Raw genomic sequence first — 24,821 nt, forward strand, 5'->3', positions numbered from 1 at the left:
AGTGTCCCTGCTCAGCCTGGAAGCTCTGCTTGAGCGCCTCGAGACGTGGGACGAGAGCCGACTGGCCGCACTGCTGCGACTTCGGCCCGACCTGCTGCAGCCCAGCCCCCATGATCTGACCACGCTGGCGGTGCGGGCCGGATCCGAGGCCAGCCTCCGGCAGCATCTGCAGCGCCTGGATGCCCCGACTCTGCGCGCGGCCGCTGAGCTCTCCCGCGCTGCGGCGCAGTCGGTCCCGGCCGGTCGCGTGGACCCATTCACCCTGGACGCCCTGCAGGCGGCGGGACTGTTCTTCGAGGCCTCCGCTGAAGCGGGCGGCGCAGCGGGGCCCGCGCAGACCTTGGCGACGCCCGCACGGCTCCCGCACATCTTCGATTCGCTCACCGCACATCTGCCGCAGCTCGTCGAGACCCTCTCGAGTCAGCGCGCTTCAGTGCCGAGCCCGGCCGGCGCGAAGGCCGCGGTGACCGAGAACGCCTCGCTCTCCGCCATCTTCGAGCTGCTCGACGACGTCGCGGAGCTGCTCGCGCTGCTGTCCGACTCCCCCGCCGTGACGCTGCGCACCGGCGGTGTCGGCATGCGCGAACTGCGCCGGATCGCCGCAGCGTCAGCGCGGTGGGGACCCTCCGTCCCGGCGGGCTCGGCGCGTGGCCGCGCCGCCGCGGCAGCGCTCGGGGCCACGGCGGGCTCCGATGCCAGTGTCGGGGAGATCGGATGGCTTCTGGAGCTCACGGCCGCCTCCGGGCTGATCGAGCTCGCCGACGGCCAGGCGTGGTCCCCGAGCCGGCTGGCTCAGCAATGGAGCGCCGCAGCACGCCATCACCAGCACCAGCTGCTGGTCTCCGGATGGTTGCTGGCACCGCGCGCGCCGATGCTGCTGCGCGGACCCCACCCGACGAGCCGGATCGCCCCGACGCTGGGCCTGGACCGCCAGCGCGGGGATGCCGAAAGACTTCGTCGCGCACTGCTGGGCACCGCGGAGACGCTCAGCGCAGACCCCGCAGGGCAGGGCGGACAGCTCTATGCACTGAATCTTCCCGAGAACGATCTTCCAGGCCTCGATGCCCTCACCGGTGCGCTGCCGCGCCGACTCGCATGGGACCGGCCGCTGCTGAGCGCGCGCGTGGCGCACCTGCTGCCCTGGCTGGTCCGCGAAGCCGAACGACTCGGCCTCTTCGCCGTGGGTGCGCTGAGCACCACAGGGGCCGCGCTGCTCGACGGGTCGGCGCTGCCCGACGGGGTCCGCGAGGATGTCTCGCCGAGTCCCGGTGCGAGCTGGCGACCGGGGCTGAGCCGCCTCGCCGAGCAGCTGGCCTCCTCCATGCCCGCCCAGGTGGACACCATCTTGGTCCAGTCGGACCTCACCGCGATCGCCACCGGCGCGCTCTCCGCCCCGAGCACAGCCGCGCTGGCAGATTTCGGCCAGCGCGAAGGCCACGGGGCCGTGCCGACCTATCGGTTCAGCCCCGACTCGCTGCACCGCGGACTCACTCGGGGATGGACCGGGCCCGAGATTCTCGCCTGGCTCGAGGCGCACAGCCTCACCGACGTGCCGGCGTCGCTGCGGACCCAGGTCGAGGATGCCGCACGCACCTGGCGCGGTGTGCAGATCGGAGAGGCGGGCGCCTGGCTGCGGGTCACCGACTCCCAGCAGCGTGACGCCCTGCTCGATGATCCGGTGCTCCGTGGACTCGGGCTGCGCGTGCTGGCCGAGGACATCCTGGTCTGCCGCGCCCCCGCGGCCGCGCTTGAACAGGCCTTGGCGGAGGCAGGCGTCGACACCGCGCGGCACACCGAGGCCGAACCAGACCAGAACCGCAGCGCGCAGACCGGGACCTCCGCCGAGCACACAGCCTCCTGGGCACTGGAGACCTCACCCTGGGAGCAGTCTCCGGTGCGGATCACCAGCGCGGAGCCCAGCGCCCTGGACGAGACCCGGCTGGGGGCCACCGCGGCCGCGCTGCGGCAGGCCGGGCGTGCGGCGCCGGCGTCGTCCTCGGACTCTGCGGCGACCCAGGATGTCATCGGCACGCTGCGCTCGGCCCTGGCGGCCCGGCGCGAGGTGACGCTGACCCGGGTGTCCCCGCAGGGCAGCACCCACCGGCTCACCGGGGTGCCCACCGGGATGAACGCCGGGCGGGTCAGGATCCGGGTGCGAGACGATGAAGGCGAGGCCACGGTGATGCTGCACCGCATCGCGGCCGTCGAGGAGACCGCCGCGGATCCCGCAGCGGGCCTGACGAGCGGCACCGCTGCACAGGAACGCGACATGGAGGAGAACAATGGCTGATGGACCGCTGATCGTGCAGTCGGACAAGACCGTGCTGCTGGAAGTGGATCACCCGCAGGCCGATGCCGCGCGCCGGGCCGTCGCCGCCTTCGCCGATCTCGAGCGCGCACCGGAGCACATCCACACCTACCGGATCACTCCGCTGGGCCTCTGGAACGCCCGCGCCGCCGGCTTCGACGCCGAGTACGTGGTCGACACCCTGCTCAACCACTCCCGATTCCCGGTGCCGCACGCGCTCTTGGTCGATATCGCTGAGACGATGAGCCGCTATGGGCGGCTGCGCCTGGAGAAGGACCCGGTCCACGGGCTGGTGCTGCGCAGTCAGGAGCCTGGGATCCTGAGCGAGGTGCTCCACGCCAAGACGCTGACCTCCCTGCTCGGACCCGAGATCGATGAGAACACCGTGGCGGTGCATGGACAGGCCCGCGGTGAGCTGAAGCAGCAGCTGCTGCGCCTGGGCTGGCCCGCCGAGGATCTGGCCGGATTCGTCGACGGCACCGCGCACCCGATCGCGCTGCGCCAGGACGGCTGGACGCTGCGCGGATACCAGCAGGAGGCGGTGGACAACTTCTGGCAGGCCGGCTCCGGAGTCGTCGTGCTGCCCTGTGGGGCCGGCAAGACGCTGGTCGGTGCCGCGGCGATGGCCACCTCCGGCACGATCACGCTGATCCTGGTGAACTCCACCGTCTCGGCCCGGCAGTGGAAGGCAGAGCTGCTCAAGCGCACCTCGCTGACCGAGGAGGAGATCGGCGAGTACTCCGGGGCCAAGAAGGAGGTCCGCCCGGTGACCATCGCGACCTACCAGGTGCTCGCGGCCCGCAAGAACGAGCTGTTCACCCACCTGGAGCTGCTCAACGGCCACGACTGGGGACTGATCATCTATGACGAGGTCCACCTGCTGCCGGCCCCGATCTTCCGGATGACCGCGGACCTGCAGGCCCGGCGCAGGCTCGGGCTGACCGCCACTCTGGTCCGTGAGGACGGCCGGGAGCGCGAGGTCTTCTCGCTGATCGGGCCCAAACGCTATGACACTCCCTGGAAGCAGATGGAGGCCCAGGGCTGGATCGCCCCGGCGACCTGCATCGAGGTGCGCACCGACATGCCGCGCAGCCTGCGCATGGAATACGCCTCCGCCGCGGACAAGGAGCGGCACCGGCTCGCCGCCGGGGCCGAGGTCAAGGATGCCGTGGTGGCCCGACTGGTGGCACGCCACCGCCACCGCGGTGAACAGGTGCTGGTGATCGGCCAGTTCGTCGAGCAGCTCCAGCGCCTCGGCGAGCAGCTCGGCGCGCCGGTGCTCACCGGATCGGCCTCCGTCGCCGCCCGGCAGAAGCAGTTCGACGCCTTCCGCGCCGGCGACCTGGAGGTGCTGGTGGTCTCCAAGATCGCGAACTTCTCCATCGACCTGCCCCAGGCCTCGGTGGCGATCCAGGTGTCCGGCACCTTCGGGTCCCGCCAGGAGGAGGCGCAGCGCCTCGGACGGCTGCTGCGCCCTGGCGAGGCCGCCGAAGGAGAGGACCCCAAGCGGGCCCACTTCTATTCGGTGGTCACCCGCGACACCGTGGACATGGAGTACGCGGCCCGACGTCAGCGGTTCCTCTCCGAGCAGGGCTACGGCTATTCGATCCTCGATGCCGAAGACATCGTCTGAACCCACGAGAACACCACCCGACGAACAGGCAATGTCCAGCAAGCACCCAGAAATGGGGGTCAAGCTGGAGGGGTGACTGAAAAGACTCCTGAAGCGAAGCTGCTCGTCGTCGATGACGAGCCCAATATCCGAGAGCTGCTGGCCACCTCGCTGCGGTTCGCCGGATTCGAGGTCGCCGCGGCCGGCAACGGTCGCGAGGCGCTGGAGACCGCCGAAGAGTTCCAGCCCGATCTTGCAGTCCTCGACGTGATGCTGCCCGATATGGACGGCTTCACCGTCACTCGTCGGCTGCGCGCCGCCGGCAAGCATTTCCCGGTGCTCTTCCTCACCGCACGCGATGACACCGATGACAAGATCACCGGCCTCACCGTGGGCGGCGACGACTACGTCACCAAACCCTTCTCCCTGGACGAGGTCGTCGCCCGGATCCGCGCCGTGCTGCGCCGCACCGCGCCGTTCGAAGATGAGGACGCCGTGATCGTCGTGGACAACCTCGAGCTCGACGACGACGCCCATGAGGTTCGCCGCGGAGGCGAGATGGTGGAGCTCTCCCCCACCGAGTTCAAGCTGCTGCGCTACCTGATGATGAACCCCAACCGGGTGCTCTCCAAGCAGCAGATCCTTGATCACGTGTGGGAGTACAACTTCAACGGCGATGCCTCCATCGTGGAGTCCTACATCTCCTACCTGCGCCGGAAGATCGACTCCGGCTCCGAAGGCGCTCCGATGATCCAGACCAAGCGCGGCGTCGGCTATGTGCTCCAGACCTGGGAGCGCCGTCAGCGCTCGCAGGGCCTGTAACAGACCGGCTGAACCTGTACGGGTTCTCGCCCCGATTCGCTGCGGCACGTAAGGTCTGCGTATGCGCCCGTTCAGCTCCGTGACTCAGACCTGGCGCAAGGCTTCACTGCGGACCCAGCTGGTGCTGATCATGTCCGGGCTGCTGGTCCTGACCCTGTTCGTGACCACCTTCGTCTCGGCCTCGCTGTTCCGCCAGGAGCTGCTGCGCAACCTGGACGAGGACATCTACGCCAACGCGAACAACGTCTCGATGTTCCTCACCCGGCGCAGCCCCCCGGAGTTCGGCGACACCCAGTCCATCCTGCGCTTCTACGGGATCCTGATGGATGAAGACGGCGAGCTGCTGCAGGCCAACTCCACCCACCCGGCCGGCTACGGCGGAGACATCCCGCAGATTCCCAGCATGACCTTCGATGAGGTCTTCGAGCTCTGGCAGCAGGAGGAGCACCTCGACGTCCCAGGGACCCTGGAGGGCTCCCGCGGCTGGCGCGTGCACCTGATGCCCCTGGAGAACGGGGAGGACAGCCTGGCGGTCGCCCTGCCGCTGGAACAGGTGGAGACCTCCGTGGAGCGGGCCACCTTCCTGGTGGCCACCATCGGGCTCATGGCCACCCTCGGCGCCTCCACCATCGCCTACGCCCTGGTCACCCGGGCCTTCCGCTCGCTCTTCCACGTGGAGAAGACCGCAGCAGAGATCGCCGCCGGAGACTTCTCCAAACGCGTCGAGACCGCGGCTCCGGCAGAGACGGAGATCGGCCGACTCTCGCGCTCGCTCAACGTCATGCTGGAGCAGATCGAGACCGCCTTCCAGGCCAAGAGCACCTCGGAGGAGAACATGCGGCGGTTCATCCAGGACGCCTCCCATGAGCTGCGCACTCCGCTGGTGACCATCCGTGGGTTCTCCGAGCTCTACCGCCAGGGCGGGGTCAGTGACAGCCCCGAGGCCGTGGGCATGGCCATGGGGCGGATCGAGTCCGAGGCCAAACGAATGGGTCAGCTGGTCGAAGACATGCTGACGCTCGCCCGCCTGGACGAGCAGCGGCCGCTGCAGAAGGCGCCGCTGGACCTGAACCTGATCGCCCACGACTCCATCATGGACCTGGCCGTCAATGCCCCGGATCGAGAGACTCGGGTCATCGGGCTCGACGGCGGCTCCCCCGTACCGGCCCCCGCCGTGGGCGACGAGGGCAAGATCCGCCAGATCGTGATGAACCTGGTGACCAACGCGCTGCGCTACACGCCTGAGGGGACTCCGCTGGAGATCGCGGTGGGCACCCAGGAGCGCCCCGATTCTCAGATCGATGCCGTGCTGGAGGTCCGGGACCACGGTGACGGGATCGCCGAGGAGGACGCCGCGAAGATCTTCGAGCGGTTCTACCGGGCGGACAACTCCCGACAGCGCGAGACCGGCGGCACCGGTCTGGGGCTGGCCATCTGCGCCGCGATCGCCGCGCAGCACCAGGGCACCGTGCGCCACAGCCCCACGGAGGGCGGCGGTGCCACCATGACCCTGCGGCTGCCCATGGTGGCCCTCGATGACCAGAGCGACCATGAGACGGACATCGATGAGGAGGAGCTGGACCAGCTCCGTGCAACAGCCCGAGAGCGGCGCACTCCCGAATGAGCGTCGGCGCCTGAGCGACGCTCAGGACCGCAGTCTTCCCCAGTGAGACGACTCGACTCCGAAGGATCCCGGCCCTCCACAGCGCCTCGGGCGCAGCCCTGCGCCGATGACGGGCTGGCTACTCTTCTCAAGCACGGGCGGGGCAGCGGGCCCCGCCCGAACCCGATCCGCACCGGCCGCGCCGGTCACCCGAGGAGAGAACCATGGCGATGCTTCAGATCGACACCGCGGAGCTGCTGGCCAAGAGCCAGACCGTGGAGGCCACGCTGGGCCGCATCCAGACCGATGTCAGCTCGATGGAATCCCAGCTCCGTCAGCTGCAGGATTCCTGGAAGGGCTCCGCCTCCACGGCGTTCCAGGATGTGCTGACCCAGTGGCGCGCCACCCAGGCGCAGGTGGAGCAGTCGCTGGCCAGCGTCCGCCAGGCGATGGCCTCGGCCTCCAGCCAGTACGAGGAGACCGAATCGGCGAACACCCGGATGTTCGGCCACTGAGCTACTTTCAGCTGAGCACGGCCGCAGCCGGATGGCCCGGCCGGAGTCCGTACAACACCAGAGAGCCCCGCCGCAGACTTCGTCTGCGGCGGGGCTCTCTGGTGTGCGGCGGGGGCGCCGGTGATCAGGTGATCACATCATGCCGCCCATGCCGCCCATCGGGTCCATGCCCTCGGCGCCGGCGCCGGCCGAGTGCTTCTCCGGCTTTTCGGCGACGACGGCCTCGGTGGTGAGGAACAGCGACGCGATGGAGGCGGCGTTCTGCAGTGCAGAGCGGGTCACCTTCACCGGATCGTTGACGCCTGCTTCGAGCAGGTTCTCGTAGACACCGGTGGCGGCGTTGAGGCCGTGACCATCGGGGAGTCCGCGGACCTTCTCGGCCACCACGCCGGCTTCCATGCCGGCGTTGATGGCGATCTGCTTCAGCGGGGCCTCCACGGCGAACTTCACGATGTTCGCGCCGGTGGCCTCGTCTCCGCTGAGCTGCAGGGTCGCGAAGGCGCGGGCGCCGGCCTGGATCAGGGCCACGCCGCCGCCGGCGACGATTCCCTCATCCACAGCGGCCTTGGCGTTGCGCACGGCATCTTCGATGCGGTGCTTGCGCTCCTTGAGCTCGACCTCGGTGGCGGCACCGGCCTTGATGACTGCCACGCCTCCGGCGAGCTTGGCAAGACGCTCCTGGAGCTTCTCGCGATCGTAGTCCGAGTCGGAGTTCTCGATCTCGGCCTTGATCTGGGCCACGCGGCCCGAGATCTCGTCGGCTTCGCCGGCACCTTCGACGATGGTGGTCTCGTCCTTGGTGACGACGACCTTGCGAGCGGTGCCGAGCAGCTCCAGAGTGGTGTTCTCCAGCTTCAGGCCGACCTCTTCGGCGATGACCTGACCACCGGTGAGGATGGCGATGTCGGCCAGCATGGCCTTGCGACGGTCACCGAAGCCGGGGGCCTTGACGGCCACTGACTTGAAGGTGCCCTTGAGCTTGTTGACCACCAGTGCGGCCAGCGCCTCACCCTCGACGTCCTCTGCGATGACCAGCAGCGGCTTGCCGGACTGCATGACCTGCTCGAGGACGCCGATGATGTCCTTGACCGAGGAGATCTTGGAGTTGGCGATCAGGATATAGGGGTCCTCCAGGACTGCTTCCTGGCGCTCGGCGTCGGTGACGAAGTAGCCGGAGAGGTAGCCCTTGTCGAAGCGCATGCCCTCGGTGAGCTCGAGCTCGAGACCGAAGGTGTTGGACTCCTCGACGGTGATGACGCCTTCCTTGCCGACCTTGTCCAGCGCCTGAGCGATCAGGGCGCCGATCTGGGTATCACCGGCGGAGATGGAGGCGGTGGCAGCGATCTGCTCCGTGGTCTCGATCTCCTTGGCGGACTTGAACAGCTCGGCGGTGACGGATTCCACGGCGAGGTCGATGCCGCGCTTGAGCGCCATCGGATCGGCGCCGGCTGCGACGTTGCGCAGGCCTTCCTTGACCAGGGCCTGGGCGAGGACGGTGGCGGTGGTGGTGCCGTCGCCAGCGACGTCGTCGGTCTTCTTGGCGACCTCCTTGACCAGCTCGGCGCCGATCTTCTCGTAGGGGTCGTCAAGGGTGATCTCTTTGGCGATGGAGACACCGTCGTTGGTGATCGTGGGTGCACCCCAGGACTTCTCCAGCACGACGTTGCGGCCGCGGGGACCCAAGGTGACCTTGACGGCATCGGCGAGGACGTTCAGTCCGCGCTCGAGGCCGCGGCGGGCCTCTTCATCGAATGCAATAGTCTTTGCCATAGTGGCGTGTCCTTCCTGGACTCGGCTTGTCTCAAGCCGTGGTGTGTGACTGTCAGACGTGTTCGCGTCTGCTGGGTCGAACCATTCCAGGTGCCCGCGACGGACGGCCGTCCCCGCGTCACCGGGAACATCTATATGGCCTCACCTGCTCAGGTTCCTCTAGCAGTCTCGACACGAGAGTGCTAAACCAATTTTTAGCACTCTCCCCTACCGAGTGCAAACCTCTGCGCCGATGGCAGATTGTGCCGCCGCTCTCGCGCAGGAGGGCCGGGCTGGGACGGCGGAGCGGAACTGCCCCTGAACCTGATCTCCCAGCCGCACAGGAACCAGACGGTACCCTTGAGGCGTGATGGAGCATAGAGATTCAGGCGTTGCCGCCGTGTACGAGGTCCGCCCGATCAGCGCAGAGGAGCACACCAGCTTCCTGGCCGACCAGAAGACCGCATCGTTCCTGCAGAACCCGCGCTGGCCCGCGGTGAAGAAGGAGTGGCGGGCCCAGAGCCTCGGAGTCTTCGACGCCAGCGCCGGAGCCGAATCCGCCCCGGTGGCCGCCACGCTGGTGCTCTTCCGTCGGCTCCCGATCCCCGCGGCGGTGCCGCTGCTCGGGAACAAGACGCTCGCCTATCTGGCCGAGGGCCCGGTGCTGGACCCGGCCGCTGATCTGGAGCAGCTGCTCCCGCCGCTGCTCGCCCATCTCAAGGCCTCCGGCGCATTCCTGATCCGCATGGGCCTGCCCTCGGTGCTGCGCCGGTGGGAGGCCAAGGAGGTCCGCCGCGCGCTGGCCGCCGGCGAGAACACCAGCATTGAAGAACTCGACCCGCTCGAGGTCGATCCGGCCGGCGCCGCCCAGGCCGCCCAGTGGCAGCAGCAGCTGCGCGCACTGGGCTTCAAGGCCCCCGCCCCGAGCACCGACTTCGAGGCCGGGCAGCCCCAGTTCCAGGCCCGCATTCCACTCACCGACGAGACCGGCGCCACCCTGCCCATCGATGGCGTGCTGGCCCGCATGGATCAGTCCTCCCGCCGGCAGACCAAGAAGTCCACCCGCTCCGAGCTGAGCGTCAGCGTCGGCGACGAGTCAGACCTCCCGGCCTGGCACGCGCTCTACGCGGAGACCGCCGACCGTGATGACTTCACCGGCCGGCCGCTCTCCTACTTCCAGGACATGTACCGCGAGCTCAATGCCTCGCCGCTGAGCGAGTGCACCCTCTACCTGGCGCATCTTGAGGATCAGCTCCTGGCCGCGGCGATCTACGTCCGGCAGGGAGAGTTCGCCTGGTACGTCTACGGCGCCTCCTCCTCCGAGGAGCGCAAGCGCTACGCCCCGCGCGCGCTGCAGCTGCGCCAGATCGAAGACTCGCTGGCCGCAGGCTGCCAGTGGTTCGACCTCGGCGGGCTCAGCCCCTCGCTGGACCCTGAGTACCCGCTGGCCGGGCTCACCCGGTTCAAGACGACCATGGGCGCCGATGTGGTCCAGACGCTCGGCGAATGGGACTACCCGGTCAATCCGCTGCTGGCCAAAGCGTTCAACCTGTACATGTCGCGCCGCTGAGCGGGACCGCTGCGGGCGATCAGGCGCCGCTGGTGCGTTCTTCCTCCAGGACTCGGTGCCCGATGCTGAACGCGGTGTTCGCCGCGGGCACCGAGCAGTAGATGGCGCACTGCAGGAACACCTCTTTGATCTGATCCTCGGTGAGCCCGTTGCGCAGCGCCGCGCGGATGTGCATCTCCAGCTCTTCCCAGTAGCCGCCGGCGATCAGCGCGGTGAGGGTGATCACCGATCGGGTGGGCCGGTCCAGTCCGGGGCGGGTCCAGATCGATCCCCAGGCGTAGTTGGTGATCAGTTCCTGGAAGTCCTCGGTGAAGGTGTCCTTGCGGGCCTCGGCGCGGTCCACGTGGGCGTCGGAGAGCACCTCCCGGCGCACCTTCATTCCCTCCTGGTAGCTGGAATCAGTCATCGAGGAACTCCTTGAGCAGTCGGGCGGTGGCTTCGGGCGCTTCGGCTGGGGCCTGGTGAGCGACGCCGTCGAGCACTGCGGTCCTCGTGTGCGGGGCCGCGGCGAGGTCCCGGACCGCCGAGGGTGGGCAGACCGGGTCCTGTTCCCCGCTGATCACCAGCAGCGGGCGGGCGACGCCGGAGAGCTCGGCGGTGAGGTCGTAGCGGCCAAGGGCGCGACAGGCCTGGGCATAGGAGTGTCGATCGGCGTGCTGCAGCGAGCTCAGCAGTCCGGTGACCACGGCCGGATGCCGGGCCATGAACCCCGGGGCGAACCAGCGCTGGGCCGAGCCTTCGACCATGGTGGGGGTTCCGGCCTGCGCGACGAGCTCGGCGCGTTCGCTCCACATCTGCGGGTCACCGATCTTCGCGGCCGTGCACAGGGCTGCCAGCCGGGTGAACCGCGTCTGCGGGCGCAGCGCCAGGGTCAGGCTGACGGTGCCGGCGATGGACACCCCGGCGGCGTAGACCGGAAGATCCGCAGGCATCCCGTGGGACCTGGCGAGCTCAGCGACCAGGTGCTCCACGGCGTCGGCGAGGTCGGTGATCTCGAAGGGCTCGGGATGGGGCTGCGCGTCGCCGTGGCCCGGCAGGTCCCAGCCGATGACGGTGAAGGCCTCCTGGAGATGCGGCACAGCACCCTCCCAGAGGACGGCGACGCTGGTCCCCAGGGAAGGCCCCAGCACCAGCACCGGGCGGGTCCCGGCGGCGAGATCCTGCACGGATCCGGAGAGCAGCTGCGGGGTGAGAGTCAGTGCGGTCCCTGACTCAGACGCCGTCGGCTCAGACACAGTTGGCTCAGGCATGGTCGGTGGGTCCTTCCGGCTGCGCGGCAGTCTGGTTGAAGTCCTGCTGGTTGAAGTCCTGCTGGTTGAACTCATCGACGGCGGCATCGATGAACTCTTGGGCCCGACCCAGGTACCGGTGCGGGTCGAGCAGCCGATCGAGATCCGCTGGAGCGATCGAATCACCGAGATGCTCCTCCAGCAGGCCGCGCAGGCCGACGCGCTCGACGGCGCTGCGCCGCACCACATCCTGCAGCGCCTGCCTGCCCCCGGGGAAGGAGCTGCCCAGGCGCGCCATGAGCCGCTCGCTCAGCACGGCGTCGCCGCTGAGTCGCAGATTCACCGCCATGGCCCCGGGGTCCACCACGAGGCCCTCGAACAGCTCGGCGGCGCGGGTGGCGGCACCGCCGCTGAGCCGGGCCAGCTCGACCAGGCTCGGCCATTCGGCATGCCAGCCGCCCGCCGGGCGTTCATCCTCTGCCGTGGCCGCGGCCAGGTAGAGCGTGCTCAGCTGCCCCGGACCAGCCAGGGCCGCCGAGCGGATCAGGGTGGAGAGCACCGGGTTCTGCTTCTGCGGCATCGCCGAGGAGCCGCCGCGGCCAGGCACCGTGGGTTCGCGCAGCTCGGCGACCTCAGGACGCTGCAGGGTGAGCACATCTCCCGCGGCCTTTCCCAGCGTCGCGAGCAGGCCGGCGAGCGCTGCGGCGAGCTCAAGGATCATCTGACGCTGGGTGTGCCAAGGTCGCGGCATCGCACGCAGTCCCAGGCGGGCCGCAAGATCGGTGGTCAGCGCGGCGGCTCGCTGCGGCCCGAGTGAGTCACTGAGCGAGGCCTGGGTGCCCACGGCTCCGCCCCACTGCAGCGGCAGCTTCGCCGCGGCCAGCTCCAGCCGCTGGATCGCCTGGGTCAGCCCATCGAGCCAGCCGGCGCAGCGCAGCCCGAACGTGGTCGGCAGCGCGTGCTGGGTCAGCGAGCGGGCCACGCAGACGGAGTTCCGGTGTTCTTGGCTGAGCCTGCTCAGCGCTGTTCCTGCCCGGCGCGCGTCGCTCAAGAGAGCCGCAACGGACTCGCGGCACAGCAGCATCAGCGCCGTGTCGAGGATGTCCTGGCTGGTGGCTCCCCGGTGCAGCGCAGCATCGGATTCACCGGCCTCGACCAGGGCGCGGCGCACGGCGGCCAGCATCGGGATCACCGGGTTCCCGCCGCCGGGACTCTGCGACGCGATCTCCTCGACGCTGAGGCCGGCCCGCGCGGGGTCCTCGCTGATCGCCACGATGGCCGCGGCACTGGCGGCAGGGGCCTCGCCGGCATCGGCGAGCGCCTGGGCCCAGGACGCTTCGACGCGCAGCATCGCCCGCAGGATGGACTCCTCGGACATCAGCTGCGCCGTCGCGGTGCCTGCCCACACCGGGCTGAGGATTCCGTAGGGTCCGGTCATGGCTGGCGGCACGCTCCTGTCGATCACTCCACCGGGCCGGTGAACTGCGGGGTGTTGGGGTAGGTCAGGAACACGGTCTCGTCTGCGCCCTGAAGGTGGATGTCGAAGCGCAGGCTGCCATCGGACTCCCGGGCGGCCATCAAGGTGTGGCGGCGATCCTCAGACACCGAGCTCAGTAGCGCGTCCTGCTCGAGGGCGGCGGCGTCGGCGGGCAGATAGGCCCGGGTGAAGAGCCGATCCATGAGCCCGCGAGCGAAGATCGTGACCAGGACATAGGGTGCGACGCCGGCGCCGGTGCTGCCCGGTTCCACCGTCGTGAAGGAGTAATGGCCCACGCCGTCGACGGCGGCGCGGCCCCACCCGGTGAAGGTGTAGCCGTCGCGGTGCAGAGACCCTGGCTGCCGCGAGATCGCCCCGTGCTCATCCGGCTGCCAGATCTCCAGGAGCGCATCGGGCACGGGCACGCCGTCGCCGTCGTAGACCGTCCCGTGCAGCCGCACGGCTCCCGGGTGCGAGCGGTCGACGAGTGCCTCCCCGCCTGGATAGGGCAGCGCGAAGCCGAAGAAGGGTCCGACGGTCTGGGCGGGGGTGGGGGTGAGTTTCATGTTCAGTGCTCCTCCTCCTGCTCGGCCCAGGTGCGGTTGCTTCCGGAAAGGACGATGTCCCAACGGTAACCGGTGTTCCATTCATGCTGGGAGACCGAGTGGTCGTAGGTGGCGACCAGGCGATCGCGGGCGGCCTGGTCGGTGATGGACTGGTAGATCGGGTCCAGATCGAAGATCGGGTCCCCGGGGAAGTACATCTGGGTCACGATGCGCTGGGTGAAGTCGGTGCCGAAGAGCGAGAAGTGGATATGGGCCGAGCGCCAGGCGTTGTGGTGGTTCTTCCATGGATAGGGCGCAGGTTTGATCGTGGTGAAGCTGTATTCCCCATGGGGGCCGGTCAGCGTGCGCCCGACACCGGTGAAGTTGGGATCCAGCGGGGCGGGGTGCTGGTCGCGCTTGTGCATATAGCGCCCGGCGGCGTTGGCCTGCCACATCTCCACGAGCTGGCCGGCGACGGCGCGGCCCTCACCGTCGAGGACCCGGCCGGTCACGATGATCCGTTCACCGATGGGCTCGCCGTTGTGCGCGATGGTCAGGTCCGCCTCCAGCGGGGAGACGTCGCGATGGCCGAAGGCCGGGCTGTAGAGCTCGATGTCTTCGGGGTCCGCGTGATGCAGGGACTTCGTCGGGTGCCGCAGCAGCGAGCTGCGGTAGGGCGGGAAGTTCAGCCGGGCGTTGGTCTCCACCTGAGCGCCGGCGTCGCGCTGGGCTCGATATTCGCCGTGGATGGCGGCGATCTCCGCGTCGATCTCCGCCTGGGAGACTGCGGCGGCGTCCGGGTCTGTGTTCTTCTCGGCCATCGGGCTCTCGCTCCTTGAAGGGGATCAGCGGCGTACGTCGCCGAGGTGTGACGTGGTTCTCACTCAGTCTGCCCGGCCTGCAGCACCGGCCGCCACACGATTGCCATTCAATGGCCCATGCCCTCCAGGGCGCGCGTGATTCCGCGGCCGGCGGTCTGCAGCGCCATCAGGAACTGCGGGATCTCCCTGGAGTCGCGCGGGACGACCACGGTCAGCGCCGCCACCGCGTGGCCATCGGCGCCCAGCACCGGAACCGAGACGCCGGTGGTCTCGGCATTGATCATCCCGCTCAGCTGCGCATGACCTCGGGTGCGCGCCTCGGCGAGCTCGCGGCGCAGCTGTGGCCGAGACTCCTCGATCAGCTGCCGCCGCGGATCCCACCAGCCCTCCACCACGTGGGCCGGGGAATGGGCCAGCAGCACGTGCCCCATCGAGGTCAGGTGCGCCGGCATGGTGGTCGCCACCTCGGCCGGGTTGACCACCGCGCCATGACGGGAGAGCCGCTCCACGATCAGCACCCCCTGCTCATCGAGCACCGAGAGCTGGGTGGTCTGACGGACCACCGCGTTGACGTCATGCATGAAGGGAAGCGCCGCCGCGCGCAGCGTGCGGCTGATCGGGGCGCTCTGGGCGATCTCCCAGAGCCGCTGCCCCAGGACCAGCTCCCCGGAGGCCGCGACGGCGAGCAGGCCGTGCGCGCGCATCGTGCGCAGCAGCCGGTATCCGGTGGTCCGGGGCAGCCCGACGGCGTCGATGAGCTCCCCGGCGGGAAGGCTGGTCCGGGTCTCGAGCGCCGTGAGGATCCGCATCGCACGATCCAGCACCGCGTCACCGCTGGGCGAGTTTGCCATGGGCCAAGCGTAGTCGCGGCGCCGCGGGGTCGAGACGCCCCTCCGCGGCGCACCATGGGGCCCATCGTCCAGACGCACCGTCAAGGCCGATCCCATTCATCGAGACGTCCACGCCTGTCCATCCCGCGCAATTGTGCCCTGGGTCACGAGCGGCTAGCGTCCAACAGGTTCTGTGAGCTGAGCCACGGAATTTCACTGCCGTGCAAGGAGATCCCCATGACCCAGACCAGCCTCCGCGAGTCGATCGACTCCCGACCGATGAGCCGCTACCAGTGGTTCGTGGTCGCCCTCGCCACAGCCCTGATGGGCCTGGACGGCTATGACGTGCAGGCCATGGCGTTCACCGCGAACCCGGTCTCGGCCGACCTCGGCCTCACCGGAACCGAGCTGGGCCTGCTGCTCAGCGGAGGGCTGATCGGCATGGCGCTGGGCGCGATCTGGGTGGGCCCCTTCGCGGACCGCTTCGGACGGCGTCGGATGCTCATGATCGCGATGATCATCAATGCCGCCGGGCTCTTCCTCTCCGCCACCGCCTCCTCGATGCCGGAGCTGATGGCCTGGCGGGTCATCACCGGGCTCGGCGTGGGCGGCATCCTCACCTCCGGCACCGTCCTGGTCTCGGAGTACTCCAACGCCAAATACCGCGGCCTGTGCATGAGCATCTACGCGGCCGGCTACCCGGTGGGCGCGACCCTGGGCGGTCTGGCCGCCATCCCGCTGATCGGGACCATCGGCTGGCAGGCGGTCTTCCTGCTCGGCGGTGCCGTGACCGTGCTGGCCGTGGTCTTCGTCTGGCTCAAGATGCCCGAGTCCCTGGACTTCCTCGGCGCCCGCGCCACCAGCCCACAGGCGGCAGGGGACGGCTCTGAGCAGCGCCGCGCCGAGGACATCGCCGCACGGATGGGGATCACCGGCCCGGTGGTCCTGGAGAACTACGACACGGGTGACACCGAGACGCCGGGCAGCTCCAAGAACTCCTACGCCGCGCTGTTCAGTCCGGAGAACCGGCGCAACACGCTTCTGCTGTGGGCGATGTTCTTCATCGTGATGTTCGGCTTCTACTTCGCCAACACCTGGACCCCGCAGCTGCTCACCGAGGTCGGCTTCTCCACCGATGAGGGCATCATGGGCGGGATCATGCTGATGATCGGCGGCACCATCGGTGCGGTCCTGTACGGGGTGTTCGCCTCCCGCTGGGACGTGCGTCGAGTCCAGGCGGTCTTCGCCATCGGCTCCGGGGTGATGTTCATCGTGTTCATCAACGCCACCGCGTGGCTGCCGGCCGCGCTGGTCGCCGGCGTGCTGCTGGGCATGATCATCAACGGCTGCATCTCCGGCATCTACACGATCGCCCCGATGACCTACGCGCCACGGCTGCGCTCCACCGGGGTCGGCGTCGCCCTCGGCGTCGGCCGCACCGGCGCCATCATCGCCCCGATCGCAGTCGGAGCGCTGCTGGACCTCGGCGCCACCCCCACCGCGCTCTACACCGGCGCCGGGATCATCGTGGCACTGGCCGCCGTCGTCGTGCTGCGGATCTCGCTGCACCAGCGCACGGCCAGCGCGCTGCGCGCCGACGCGCTCGCGGCGCGAGAGTGAGCCGGGACCCGGCCGGGGCCGCGGAAGCTAGCATGTGATCCATGGCGAACTCCCCCACCGGTGATTCGGTCCTGGCCCGGCTTGACCGGGTGCTCTCCACCTTCTCGGCGGCCGACAGCCTGCTCACCGCGGCCGAGATCGCCCGGCGCACCGGCCTGCCGCCGGCCACCGCGCACCGGCTCTGCCGCGACATGGCCGAGCTGGGCTGGTTGGAGTCGCTGCCGGCCGGGTACATGGTCGGCACCCGCCTCTGGGAGATGACCAACCGCTCGGCGCCGACGATGAAGCTCGCCGTGCGCGCCCGACCCTACCTCTCCGATGTCCACACCGTGATGGGTCAGCATGTGCAGCTCGGGGTGATCGAAGGCCACGAGGTGCTCTTCGTGGACCGACTCTCGGCACGGGAGGCGCCGCGCATCCACGGCGGGGTCGCCGGCCGACTGCCGCTGCACGTCTCGGCCACCGGCCTCGTGCTCCTGGCCCACGCCTCCCCCGAGTTCCGCACCTTCTACCGGACCCACCATCAGGACGCGTCACCTGGTCAGATCATCTCCGAGGACCGGCTGGAACAGGTCCGCCAGCAGGGCTACTGCGCGCAGACCGGCGTGATCGAGCGCGAGGTCACCGGAGTCGCGGTGCCGATCCGGCAGCGCGGCCGCTCCGTGGTCGCCGCCCTGGGCGTGGTCACCGACGACGACGACGTCGCCCGACGCCCCGCACCCTGGGTGCAGATGCTGCAGATCGCCGCACGGGGCATACAGCGCGAGATCAGCGGCAAGGGGTGAACCGCGCCCCGCGCTGCCATCGCATTCAATGGGATCTCTGTGGCGCTGGGCACATCTGCTGACCAGACTGATCTGCACAGGGTCGAACCGGCCCAGGAGAAGGAGAGACATGACCGCGCACACCACCCGAGTCGACGTCGGCATCGTGGGCGGCGGCCCCGCAGGGCTGATGACCGCGCTGCTGCTCAAGCGACGCGGCATCTCCGCCGCCGTGATCGAGACCCGCACGAAGGACACGATCCACCACACTCAGCGTGCAGGGATCCTCGAAGCCGCCACGGTGAACATGCTGGTGGACGCCGAAGTCGGGTCACGAGTGCTCACCGAGGGTCATGAACACGAGGGCACGGTGCTCAGCTTCGACGGAGAGCAGCATCGCATCGACTTCCAGGCGCTGGTCGGACGCTCGGTCTGGCTCTACCCACAGAACGAGGTCTTCTTCGACCTCGCCAACGCCTGGGAACGAGAAGGCGGGGAGATCCACTGGGCCGTCACCGACACCCAGGTCCACGGGATCGAGACCACGTCTCCGCGGATCAGCTTCACCGACGCGCACGCTCAGGCACGCAGCATCGAGGCCGACCTGATCATCGGCACCGACGGGTCCCGCTCCATGTGTCGCAGGCTGATCCCCGAGGAGGTGCGCACCGACCACTTCATCTCCTACCCCTTCGCCTGGTTCGGGATCCTCTGTGAGGCCCCACCGACCGCCCCAGAGCTGATCTACGCGAACTCCGAGCTCGGCTTCGCACTGATCTCCCAGCGCAATGAGACCGTCCAGCGCATGTACTTCCAGTGCGACCCGGACACCGATCCGGACAGCTGGTCCGAGGACGCGATCTTCGACCACATCCAGCAGGTGCTCGGCACCGAGGGCGGCGTCCAGCTCAAGCGCGGACCGATCATCGACAAGACCGTGCTGCCCTTCCGCTCCTATGTCTGTGACCCGCTCAGCCACGGCCGGCTGGCTCTGGCCGGCGATGCCGGCCACACCGTCCCGCCGACCGGGGCCAAGGGTCTGAACCTGGCCTTCGCCGATGTGCGGGTGCTGATTCCGTGCGTGGAGGAGTTCATCACCGAGCTGCGCGCCGATGCGCCCGGCCATGAAGGAGAAGCGGCCGAGACCCCGGAGTCGCTGCGTCGATACTCCCGGACCGCACTGGACCGGGTATGGAAGGCGCAGAACTTCTCCTACTGGGCGACGAACCTTCTGCACCGTCAGCCGGACGAGAACCCCTTCACCCACCGGCGTCGCCGCGGCGAGTTCGACGCGATCACCGGCTCCGTGCACGGCCAGGCCTATTTCGCGGATTCCTACACCGGCTGGAGCGACTGACCCTCCCGACGAGGCTCGGACCGCGAGCGCCGCGGCTATCTGGGCTCGAGCCGGATCGCGCCGTCGAGCCGGATGGTCTCGCCGTTGAGCATCGGGTTGGCCACGATCTGCATGACCAGCTGGGCGTAGTCCTCGGGCGCACCGAGCCGGGCGGGGTGCAGCGTCTTGGCGCGCAGCGACTCCTTGGCCTCCTCGGGCAGACCCGCCATCATGGGGGTCTCGAAGAGTCCGGGCGCGATCGTCATCACCCGGATGGCATGCCGGGCGAGCTCGCGGGCCGCCGGAAGGGTCAGCGAGGCCACTGCCCCCTTCGAGGCCGCGTAGGCGATCTGACCGATCTGACCCTCGAAGGCGGCCACCGACGCGGTGTTGATCAGCACCCCGCGCTCGCCGGCGGAGGGTTCGTTGTCCCGCATCGCGGCGGCGACCTGCGCCATCAGGTTCACCGTGCCGCCGACATTGACGGCGAGGACACCCATGAACTGCTCCTGGGAGAGCGGGCCGTCTCGACCCAGCAGCTTTCCCGGGGTGGCCACACCGGCGCAGCTCACGGCAACCCGCAGCGGCCCCCGCCCGGCTGCCGCAGCGACGGCCTCGCGAGAAGTGGCCGGATCCGTGATGTCCCCGGGGCAGAAGGCGGCGCGTCCACCGAGCGAGGACACGGCGTCGGCCCGCTCCGTGCTGCCCTCGGCGTCCGGGAGGTCCACGACCACCACCTGCGCGCCCGCCATGATCAGGGCCTTCGCCGTGGCATGGCCGAGGCCCGAGGCTCCTCCGCTGACGATTGCGCTGGCTCGTGTCAGTTCCATCCGAATCTCCTTCATCGAGTTGGTTCATCCACGCTGAGCATGAGGGCAGACCTTGCATGAGGGTGATCGCCGGGGTGGAGGGATCCACTCCCCCGGCGATGTCCACCCGGCCCAGCGCGTCCGCAATGGCGACGGTGCCGGGCTGGACCCGGTCATGATGCCTCATCCTCTGCCGATTGGAGCTCCCTGGCTCGAATACCGGTCGCAAGCTCGATAGTTGCACTTCCAATAAGTTGAGTTTAGGCTAACACAGTGAGAGCTGAATCACATGCGATACCAGGTCGATCAGCCCCTCGCCAGGCATCCCCGAGGCTGATCTCGACGCGAAGGAGCACGTCCATGACGGATCTGACCCACTTCATCCACGGCAAACACATACATGGCACCTCAGGCAGGAGCCGCGAGGTCTTCAACCCGGTCCGCGGCGAAGTCACCGCCGAGGTGCCCCTGGCCAACGCCGAGGAAGTCTCCCAGGCCATCGATTCCGCCCTGGCCGCGTTCGGAGAGTGGTCGGCTCTGAACCCCCAGCGGCGCGGACGCATTCTGCTGAAGTGGGCCGACCTGATCCATACCCACCGTGATGAGCTTGCCGAGACGCTCTCCAATGAGCACGGCAAGACCTTCGACGATGCGTTGGGCGACATCCAGCGCGGCGTGGAGGTCGTGGAGTTCGGCGCCGGAGCTCCCCATCTGCTCAAGGGCGAGTTCTCCCACGACGCGGCCACCGGCATGGACATCCACAGCCTGCGCCAACCTCTCGGAGTCGTCGCCGGCATCACTCCGTTCAACTTCCCCGCCATGATTCCGCTCTGGAAAGCCGGAACCGCCCTGGCCGCGGGCAACACCTTCGTGCTGAAACCCTCGGAGCGCAACCCCTCGGTGCCGCTGCGCCTGGCCGAGCTCGCACTGGAGGCGGGCATGCCGCCCGGCACGCTGAACGTGATCAATGGGGACAAGGAATCGGTGGACGCCCTCATCGAGGACCCCCGGGTGAAGGCCATCGGGTTCGTCGGATCCACCCCCGTCGCCCAGTCCATCTACACCGCGGCCGCCGCCCGGGGAAAACGCGCACAGTGCTTCGGCGGCGCGAAGAACCACATGGTGATCATGCCCGACGCCGATCTCGATCAGGCCGCCGACGCGTTGATCGGCGCCGGCTACGGCTCCGCCGGTGAGCGATGCATGGCCATCTCGGTCGCCGTCCCCGTCGGCGAGGCCACCGCTGAGGCGCTGCGAGCCAAGCTCCTGGAGCGCATCGAGAAGCTCGTCGTCGGACCCTCCCTGGATCCCTCCAGCGACTTCGGTCCGGTGGTGGGCGCGGACGCGAAGCAGCGGATCGAGGGCTACATCGGGCTCGGCGTCGAGGAGGGTGCTGAGCTGGTGGTGGACGGGCGCGGCGTCGTCGTCGAGGGCCACCCCGAGGGGTATTGGATCGGCGCGACGCTCTTTGATCACGTCACACCAGCGATGCGCATCTACAAGGAGGAGATCTTTGGTCCGGTGCTGTGCATCGCACGAGCCCGGGACTATGAGGAGGCCCTGCGGCTGCCCACGGAGCACGAGTTCGGCAATGGGGTGGCGATCTTCACCCGCGACGGCGACACCGCCAGAGACTTCGCCTCCCGGGTGGAGGTGGGCATGGTCGGCGTCAATGTGCCGATCCCGGTGCCGATCGCGTATTACACCTTCGGCGGCTGGAAGGCCTCGGGATTCGGCGACCTCAATCAGCACGGTGCGGATGGACTGAAGTTCTACTCCAAGACCAAGACGGTCAGCACGCGCTGGCCCTCCGGAACCAAAGAGGGTGCGAGCTTCATCATGCCCGAGGGGAGCTGAGCGATGGCCGCTGAGGTGCTCTTCGAGGCGCGCGGCACCCTCGGCGTCATCAGACTGAACCGGCCCGGGGCGATGAATGCGCTGAACCTGAACATGGTGCGACAGATGCTGCACCAGCTGCAGGAATGGCGCGATGCTCCGGGCGTCTCCCAGGTGCTGGTCCTCGGCGCGGGAGACCGTGGCCTCTGCGCGGGAGGCGACGTGCGCAGCATCTACGAAGACATCCGTGCCACTCGGGCGAGCGGCCGTGACGACTACACCACCACGGAGTTCTTCGCCACCGAGTTCCGGTTGAACCACCTGATCAGCCAGTATCCGAAGCCGTATATCGCCTTCATGGACGGAGCCACCCTGGGCGGCGGCATCGGCATCTCCGCCCACGGCCGCCACCGGGTGGTCACCGAACGCACGAAGGCCGGCATGCCCGAGACCACCATCGGATACTTCCCGGACGTCGGCGGGACCCATCTGCTCGCCCGCTCACCGGGACGAGCGGGCCTCCACGCGGGCCTGACGGCGGGCATCTTCGGCGCCGCCGACACCATCCACCTCGGCCTGGCCGACGTGTACGTGCCCTCCGGCAAGCTGGCGGCGCTGGCGGAAGCCCTCGAGCAGGAGACGTTCGACCAGGTCAAGGCAGGCTTCACCGAGACCCCGCCGGTCGCCCCGCTGCGGTCCGCGCAGGACTGGATCGACGACGCATATTCCGCCGAGACCGCGGAAGAGATCCTCGAGCGGCTGGCGGCGTGGGGAGCGACGCACCCGGACGCGGCGCGGGCCCGAGAGGACATCCTGAGCAGGTCCCCCACCGCGCTGAAGCTGACGCTCCACGGGATCCGCGAAGCCTCACGTCTGGAGCTGTCGGCCGCCCTGGTGCGGGAGTATGCGGCCGGGCAGCACCAGCTGCGCGGCCATGACTTCGCCGAAGGCATCAGGGCGCAGGTCATCGACAGGGACCGCAGCCCACGGTGGGACCCGGCCACCCTGCCGGAGGTCGACGAGATGAGGATCGAGGAGCACTTCCTGCCCGGCCCACATCCGACCTTCGAGCTGTTTTCACCGATTCAGGAGGCACATTCATGAACAGCACCACACACGACGTCGACACACACCCCACCGTGGCGTTCATCGGACTCGGCAACATGGGCGGCCCGATGGCCGCGAACCTCGTCCAGGCCGGTGTGCAGGTCTACGGGTTCGACCTCAGCGCCGAAGCCGTGGAGACCGCCCGCTCCAAGGGAATCGATGTCGTCACCGACCCTCTTGACGCCGTCGCGAGATCTGAGGTGGTGCTCACGATGCTGCCCTCGGGTCAGCACGTGCTCTCGGCCTATCGGGACTCACCGGGACTGCTCTCCGCGGCCAGGCCAGGGACGATCTTCCTGGACTGCTCCACCATCAACATCTCCGAGGCGCAGGAGGCTGCGGAGCTGGCCGAGCGCGCGGGATTCCGGGCCGCCGATGCACCGGTCTCCGGGGGCGTGGTGGGCGCCGAGGCCGGCAGCCTCGCGTTCATGGCCGGAGGCCGTCTCGAGGTGTTCCAGGAGGTCCTCCCGCTGTTGGAGATCATGGGCGCTCGGGTGGTCCACTGTGGCGGCAGCGGCCTGGGCCAGGCTGCGAAGCTCTGCAACAACATGATCCTCGGCATCAGCCAGATCGCCGTGGGTGAAGCCTTCGTTCTGGGCGAAAGGCTGGGGCTGGACCACCAGGCGCTCTACGACGTCGTGTCCAACGCGTCGGGTCAGTGCTGGGCGCTGACCACGAACTGCCCCGTCCCAGGTCCCGTGCCGACCTCCCCCGCCAACCGTGACTTCACGCCTGGCTTCGCCGGCGCCCTGATGGCCAAGGACCTCACCCTCGCCACCAACGCGTTGGACCAACAGGGGGTCGATGCACAGCTGGGAAGACTCGCGGCGGCCATCTTCTCCGAGTTCGCCCAGGGTCCCGGGCAGCGGCAGGACTTCTCCGCCATCATCAACACCATCCGAGACAACTCCCACAACGCAGGAGCGTGAGGCATGACCGAATATTCGACGATCCTGGTCTCGACCGAAGCAAGGGTCGGCAGGATCACGCTGAACCGGCCCGAATCCCTCAACGCGCTGAACACCATGATGATGGAGGAGGTCGTCCACGCCGCCGGCGTCTTCGACGCCAGCCCCGACATCGGGGCGATCCTCGTCACCGGCTCGGACAAGGCGTTCGCGGCGGGTGCCGATATCAACGAGATGTCGGAGCAGGACCATCCGGGGATGTATGCCGCGGACTGGTTCCGCCGCTGGGATGACTTCACCCGCCTGCGCACCCCGATCGTGGCTGCCGTGAACGGCTACGCCCTGGGCGGCGGGTGTGAGCTCGCGATGATGGCCGACGTCATCGTGGCCGGAGAAGGTGCGAGGTTCGGTCAGCCCGAGATCAACCTGGGGGTCATCCCGGGGATGGGCGCCTCCCAGCGGCTCACCCGATCGGTCGGGAAGGCCAAGGCGATGGATATGATCCTCACCGGGAGGCACATCCACGCCGATGAAGCCGAGCGCATCGGCCTGGTCTCACGAGTCGTGGCAGACGAAGACACGGTCGCGGAAGCCACCAAGGTCGCTGAGCTGATCGCCTCGAAATCCAAGCCGGCTGCGCAGATGGGCAAGGAGGCCGTGGGTGCGGCCTTCGACTCCACGCTTCATCAGGGCCTTGCGTTCGAGCGGCGGATGTTCCATTCGCTGTTCTCACTCGAGGATCAGTCCGAAGGCATGAGCGCGTTCATCCAGAAGCGCGAACCTCAGTGGAGGCATCGCTGACCCGGCGGTTCAGGACGGGAAGTCGCCCGCTCGCTGGCGGAAGTTCGCCAAGATGGTGTTCAGCTGGTCGATCTCCTGCGACTCGAACCCGGTGCGCTCAAAGAGCTGCTCATTGAGCGCCTTGGTCGCCTGTTCGGCCACCTGCTTGCCCTCCGGGGTGAGCACCAGGAGCATTGCGCGCCGGTCAGAGTCATGCGGCTCGCGGCGCACCAGACCCGCCGACTCCAGCCGGTCGACGGCGTTGGTGATCGACGTCGGATGGACCTGCAGCAGCTGGCTGGCCTTGTTCATCGGCAGCCGCTCTTCTCGGGAGAACCCCAGCAGCGCGAGCACCTCATAGCGGGCGAAGGTCAGCTTGAACGGCTTCAGGATGTCCCGTGCTCGCGCCAAGAGGATCTGCTGCGTCCGCATGATTGCGGTGACCGCCGCCGCGGGGGCGGCCGCGGACGTCCATCCCTGCCGCTCCCAGTTCTTCTGGATCTCAGCGATCGGGTCCTTGGCAAGCGGGGGGTGCATGTAGGCGTCTCCTCTTCCGTGCTCGGTCCGACCATTGTGGGGA

General features: G+C 68.7%; 22 protein-coding genes. 13 read left to right on the forward strand and 9 right to left on the reverse strand.

Going from position 1 to position 24,821, the window contains the following annotated elements:
* Position 1: 1 nt before the first annotated feature.
* The 5 genes from LTH93_RS08255 to LTH93_RS08275 all read left to right on the forward strand — a co-directional run bounded on the left by LTH93_RS08255 (position 2) and on the right by LTH93_RS08275 (position 6,860).
* Positions 2-2,290 carry a helicase-associated domain-containing protein gene (locus LTH93_RS08255; RefSeq protein WP_241470635.1) on the forward strand — a complete coding sequence of 763 codons (2,289 nt, stop codon included), beginning with the start codon at positions 2-4 and terminating at the stop codon, positions 2,288-2,290.
* The gene (locus LTH93_RS08260; protein WP_241470636.1) at positions 2,283-3,941 is read left to right on the forward strand and encodes a DNA repair helicase XPB; all 1,659 of its coding nucleotides are present in this window, start codon (positions 2,283-2,285) and stop codon (positions 3,939-3,941) included. The genes LTH93_RS08255 and LTH93_RS08260 overlap by 8 nt, the downstream gene beginning before the upstream one ends.
* Before the next feature lie 72 nt (positions 3,942-4,013).
* On the forward strand, positions 4,014-4,742 hold the full coding sequence (locus LTH93_RS08265) for a response regulator transcription factor (protein WP_241465513.1): 729 nt from the start codon (positions 4,014-4,016) through the stop codon (positions 4,740-4,742).
* 61 nt (positions 4,743-4,803) lie between these two features.
* On the forward strand, positions 4,804-6,366 hold the full coding sequence (locus tag LTH93_RS08270; RefSeq protein ID WP_241470637.1) for a sensor histidine kinase: 1,563 nt from the start codon (positions 4,804-4,806) through the stop codon (positions 6,364-6,366).
* 203 nt (positions 6,367-6,569) lie between these two features.
* Positions 6,570-6,860 (forward strand): WXG100 family type VII secretion target, encoded by a 291-nt coding sequence (locus LTH93_RS08275; protein WP_241465515.1) that lies wholly within the window; start codon positions 6,570-6,572, stop codon positions 6,858-6,860.
* A gap of 132 nt (positions 6,861-6,992) precedes the next feature.
* Here LTH93_RS08275 and groL read toward each other — a convergent pair whose 3' ends face one another.
* Complete coding sequence (groL, locus tag LTH93_RS08280; protein ID WP_241465516.1) at positions 6,993-8,630, reverse strand: chaperonin GroEL; 1,638 nt, start codon at positions 8,628-8,630, stop codon at positions 6,993-6,995.
* Between the two features lie 349 nt (positions 8,631-8,979).
* Between groL and LTH93_RS08285 the strand changes: the two genes are divergently transcribed.
* Positions 8,980-10,179, forward strand: a complete 1,200-nt coding sequence (locus LTH93_RS08285) for a lipid II:glycine glycyltransferase FemX (RefSeq protein WP_241465517.1) — start codon at positions 8,980-8,982, stop codon at positions 10,177-10,179.
* A 19-nt stretch (positions 10,180-10,198) separates the two neighbouring features.
* Here LTH93_RS08285 and pcaC read toward each other — a convergent pair whose 3' ends face one another.
* The 6 genes from pcaC to LTH93_RS08315 form a co-directional block, all read right to left on the reverse strand.
* A complete protein-coding gene (gene pcaC / locus LTH93_RS08290) occupies positions 10,199-10,585 on the reverse strand; it encodes a 4-carboxymuconolactone decarboxylase (protein ID WP_241470638.1) in 387 nt (128 codons plus the stop codon).
* The gene (locus LTH93_RS08295; RefSeq protein WP_241470639.1) at positions 10,578-11,429 is read right to left on the reverse strand and encodes an alpha/beta fold hydrolase; all 852 of its coding nucleotides are present in this window, start codon (positions 11,427-11,429) and stop codon (positions 10,578-10,580) included. Before LTH93_RS08295 ends, pcaC begins: the two co-directional genes overlap by 8 nt.
* Positions 11,422-12,846: a lyase family protein gene (locus tag LTH93_RS08300; RefSeq protein ID WP_241470640.1), complete on the reverse strand. Its 1,425-nt coding sequence runs from the start codon at positions 12,844-12,846 to the stop codon at positions 11,422-11,424. Before LTH93_RS08300 ends, LTH93_RS08295 begins: the two co-directional genes overlap by 8 nt.
* A gap of 23 nt (positions 12,847-12,869) precedes the next feature.
* The gene (gene pcaG / locus LTH93_RS08305; RefSeq protein ID WP_241465521.1) at positions 12,870-13,451 is read right to left on the reverse strand and encodes a protocatechuate 3,4-dioxygenase subunit alpha; all 582 of its coding nucleotides are present in this window, start codon (positions 13,449-13,451) and stop codon (positions 12,870-12,872) included.
* 2 nt (positions 13,452-13,453) lie between these two features.
* Entirely contained in the window at positions 13,454-14,251 is a 798-nt protein-coding gene (gene pcaH / locus LTH93_RS08310; protein ID WP_241465522.1) for a protocatechuate 3,4-dioxygenase subunit beta, read from the reverse strand.
* A gap of 107 nt (positions 14,252-14,358) precedes the next feature.
* On the reverse strand, positions 14,359-15,102 hold the full coding sequence (locus LTH93_RS08315) for an IclR family transcriptional regulator (RefSeq protein WP_241465523.1): 744 nt from the start codon (positions 15,100-15,102) through the stop codon (positions 14,359-14,361).
* A gap of 216 nt (positions 15,103-15,318) precedes the next feature.
* Between LTH93_RS08315 and LTH93_RS08320 the strand changes: the two genes are divergently transcribed.
* From LTH93_RS08320 to LTH93_RS08330, 3 genes are all read left to right on the forward strand, one after another.
* Entirely contained in the window at positions 15,319-16,701 is a 1,383-nt protein-coding gene (locus tag LTH93_RS08320) for an MFS transporter (protein ID WP_241470641.1), read from the forward strand.
* A gap of 41 nt (positions 16,702-16,742) precedes the next feature.
* Positions 16,743-17,486, forward strand: coding sequence for an IclR family transcriptional regulator (locus LTH93_RS08325; protein ID WP_241465525.1), 744 nt, complete (start codon positions 16,743-16,745; stop codon positions 17,484-17,486).
* A 109-nt stretch (positions 17,487-17,595) separates the two neighbouring features.
* A complete protein-coding gene (locus tag LTH93_RS08330) occupies positions 17,596-18,822 on the forward strand; it encodes a 4-hydroxybenzoate 3-monooxygenase (protein WP_241470642.1) in 1,227 nt (408 codons plus the stop codon).
* 35 nt (positions 18,823-18,857) lie between these two features.
* Here LTH93_RS08330 and LTH93_RS08335 read toward each other — a convergent pair whose 3' ends face one another.
* Positions 18,858-19,631 carry an SDR family NAD(P)-dependent oxidoreductase gene (locus tag LTH93_RS08335; protein ID WP_241470643.1) on the reverse strand — a complete coding sequence of 258 codons (774 nt, stop codon included), beginning with the start codon at positions 19,629-19,631 and terminating at the stop codon, positions 18,858-18,860.
* Positions 19,632-19,970: 339 nt separating this feature from the next.
* On the opposite strand from LTH93_RS08335, the gene LTH93_RS08340 reads away from it, so the two are divergent.
* Genes LTH93_RS08340 through LTH93_RS08355 form a run of 4 tightly spaced genes read left to right on the forward strand, consistent with a single transcriptional unit; the run spans position 19,971 to position 24,262 of the window.
* Positions 19,971-21,467 (forward strand): CoA-acylating methylmalonate-semialdehyde dehydrogenase, encoded by a 1,497-nt coding sequence (locus LTH93_RS08340; protein ID WP_241470644.1) that lies wholly within the window; start codon positions 19,971-19,973, stop codon positions 21,465-21,467.
* 3 nt (positions 21,468-21,470) lie between these two features.
* Positions 21,471-22,550, forward strand: coding sequence for an enoyl-CoA hydratase/isomerase family protein (locus LTH93_RS08345; RefSeq protein ID WP_241470645.1), 1,080 nt, complete (start codon positions 21,471-21,473; stop codon positions 22,548-22,550).
* Positions 22,547-23,482 (forward strand): 3-hydroxyisobutyrate dehydrogenase, encoded by a 936-nt coding sequence (gene mmsB / locus LTH93_RS08350; RefSeq protein ID WP_241470646.1) that lies wholly within the window; start codon positions 22,547-22,549, stop codon positions 23,480-23,482. The genes LTH93_RS08345 and mmsB overlap by 4 nt, the downstream gene beginning before the upstream one ends.
* 3 nt (positions 23,483-23,485) lie before the next feature.
* On the forward strand, positions 23,486-24,262 hold the full coding sequence (locus tag LTH93_RS08355) for an enoyl-CoA hydratase-related protein (RefSeq protein WP_241470647.1): 777 nt from the start codon (positions 23,486-23,488) through the stop codon (positions 24,260-24,262).
* Between the two features lie 9 nt (positions 24,263-24,271).
* On the opposite strand, the gene LTH93_RS08360 is transcribed toward LTH93_RS08355, so the two are convergent.
* Positions 24,272-24,778 (reverse strand): MarR family winged helix-turn-helix transcriptional regulator, encoded by a 507-nt coding sequence (locus tag LTH93_RS08360; RefSeq protein ID WP_241465532.1) that lies wholly within the window; start codon positions 24,776-24,778, stop codon positions 24,272-24,274.
* Positions 24,779-24,821: the final 43 nt, after the last annotated feature.

It is taken from the genome of Nesterenkonia sp. DZ6 (genome assembly GCF_022565835.1).
Taxonomy (GTDB): domain Bacteria; phylum Actinomycetota; class Actinomycetes; order Actinomycetales; family Micrococcaceae; genus Nesterenkonia.

Coding starts and splice junctions, on each gene's coding strand:
- LTH93_RS08260 (WP_241470636.1), top strand. CDS start 2,283: ATGGCTGATGGACCGCTGATCGTGCAGTCGGACAAGACCGTGCTGCTG.
- LTH93_RS08270 (WP_241470637.1), top strand. CDS start 4,804: ATGCGCCCGTTCAGCTCCGTGACTCAGACCTGGCGCAAGGCTTCACTG.
- LTH93_RS08275 (WP_241465515.1), top strand. CDS start 6,570: ATGGCGATGCTTCAGATCGACACCGCGGAGCTGCTGGCCAAGAGCCAG.
- groL (WP_241465516.1), bottom strand. CDS start 8,630: ATGGCAAAGACTATTGCATTCGATGAAGAGGCCCGCCGCGGCCTCGAG.
- LTH93_RS08285 (WP_241465517.1), top strand. CDS start 8,980: ATGGAGCATAGAGATTCAGGCGTTGCCGCCGTGTACGAGGTCCGCCCG.
- pcaC (WP_241470638.1), bottom strand. CDS start 10,585: ATGACTGATTCCAGCTACCAGGAGGGAATGAAGGTGCGCCGGGAGGTG.
- LTH93_RS08295 (WP_241470639.1), bottom strand. CDS start 11,429: ATGCCTGAGCCAACTGTGTCTGAGCCGACGGCGTCTGAGTCAGGGACC.
- LTH93_RS08300 (WP_241470640.1), bottom strand. CDS start 12,846: ATGACCGGACCCTACGGAATCCTCAGCCCGGTGTGGGCAGGCACCGCG.
- pcaG (WP_241465521.1), bottom strand. CDS start 13,451: ATGAAACTCACCCCCACCCCCGCCCAGACCGTCGGACCCTTCTTCGGC.
- pcaH (WP_241465522.1), bottom strand. CDS start 14,251: ATGGCCGAGAAGAACACAGACCCGGACGCCGCCGCAGTCTCCCAGGCG.
- LTH93_RS08315 (WP_241465523.1), bottom strand. CDS start 15,102: ATGGCAAACTCGCCCAGCGGTGACGCGGTGCTGGATCGTGCGATGCGG.
- LTH93_RS08320 (WP_241470641.1), top strand. CDS start 15,319: ATGACCCAGACCAGCCTCCGCGAGTCGATCGACTCCCGACCGATGAGC.
- LTH93_RS08325 (WP_241465525.1), top strand. CDS start 16,743: ATGGCGAACTCCCCCACCGGTGATTCGGTCCTGGCCCGGCTTGACCGG.
- LTH93_RS08330 (WP_241470642.1), top strand. CDS start 17,596: ATGACCGCGCACACCACCCGAGTCGACGTCGGCATCGTGGGCGGCGGC.
- LTH93_RS08335 (WP_241470643.1), bottom strand. CDS start 19,631: ATGGAACTGACACGAGCCAGCGCAATCGTCAGCGGAGGAGCCTCGGGC.
- LTH93_RS08340 (WP_241470644.1), top strand. CDS start 19,971: ATGACGGATCTGACCCACTTCATCCACGGCAAACACATACATGGCACC.
- LTH93_RS08345 (WP_241470645.1), top strand. CDS start 21,471: ATGGCCGCTGAGGTGCTCTTCGAGGCGCGCGGCACCCTCGGCGTCATC.
- mmsB (WP_241470646.1), top strand. CDS start 22,547: ATGAACAGCACCACACACGACGTCGACACACACCCCACCGTGGCGTTC.
- LTH93_RS08355 (WP_241470647.1), top strand. CDS start 23,486: ATGACCGAATATTCGACGATCCTGGTCTCGACCGAAGCAAGGGTCGGC.
- LTH93_RS08360 (WP_241465532.1), bottom strand. CDS start 24,778: ATGCACCCCCCGCTTGCCAAGGACCCGATCGCTGAGATCCAGAAGAAC.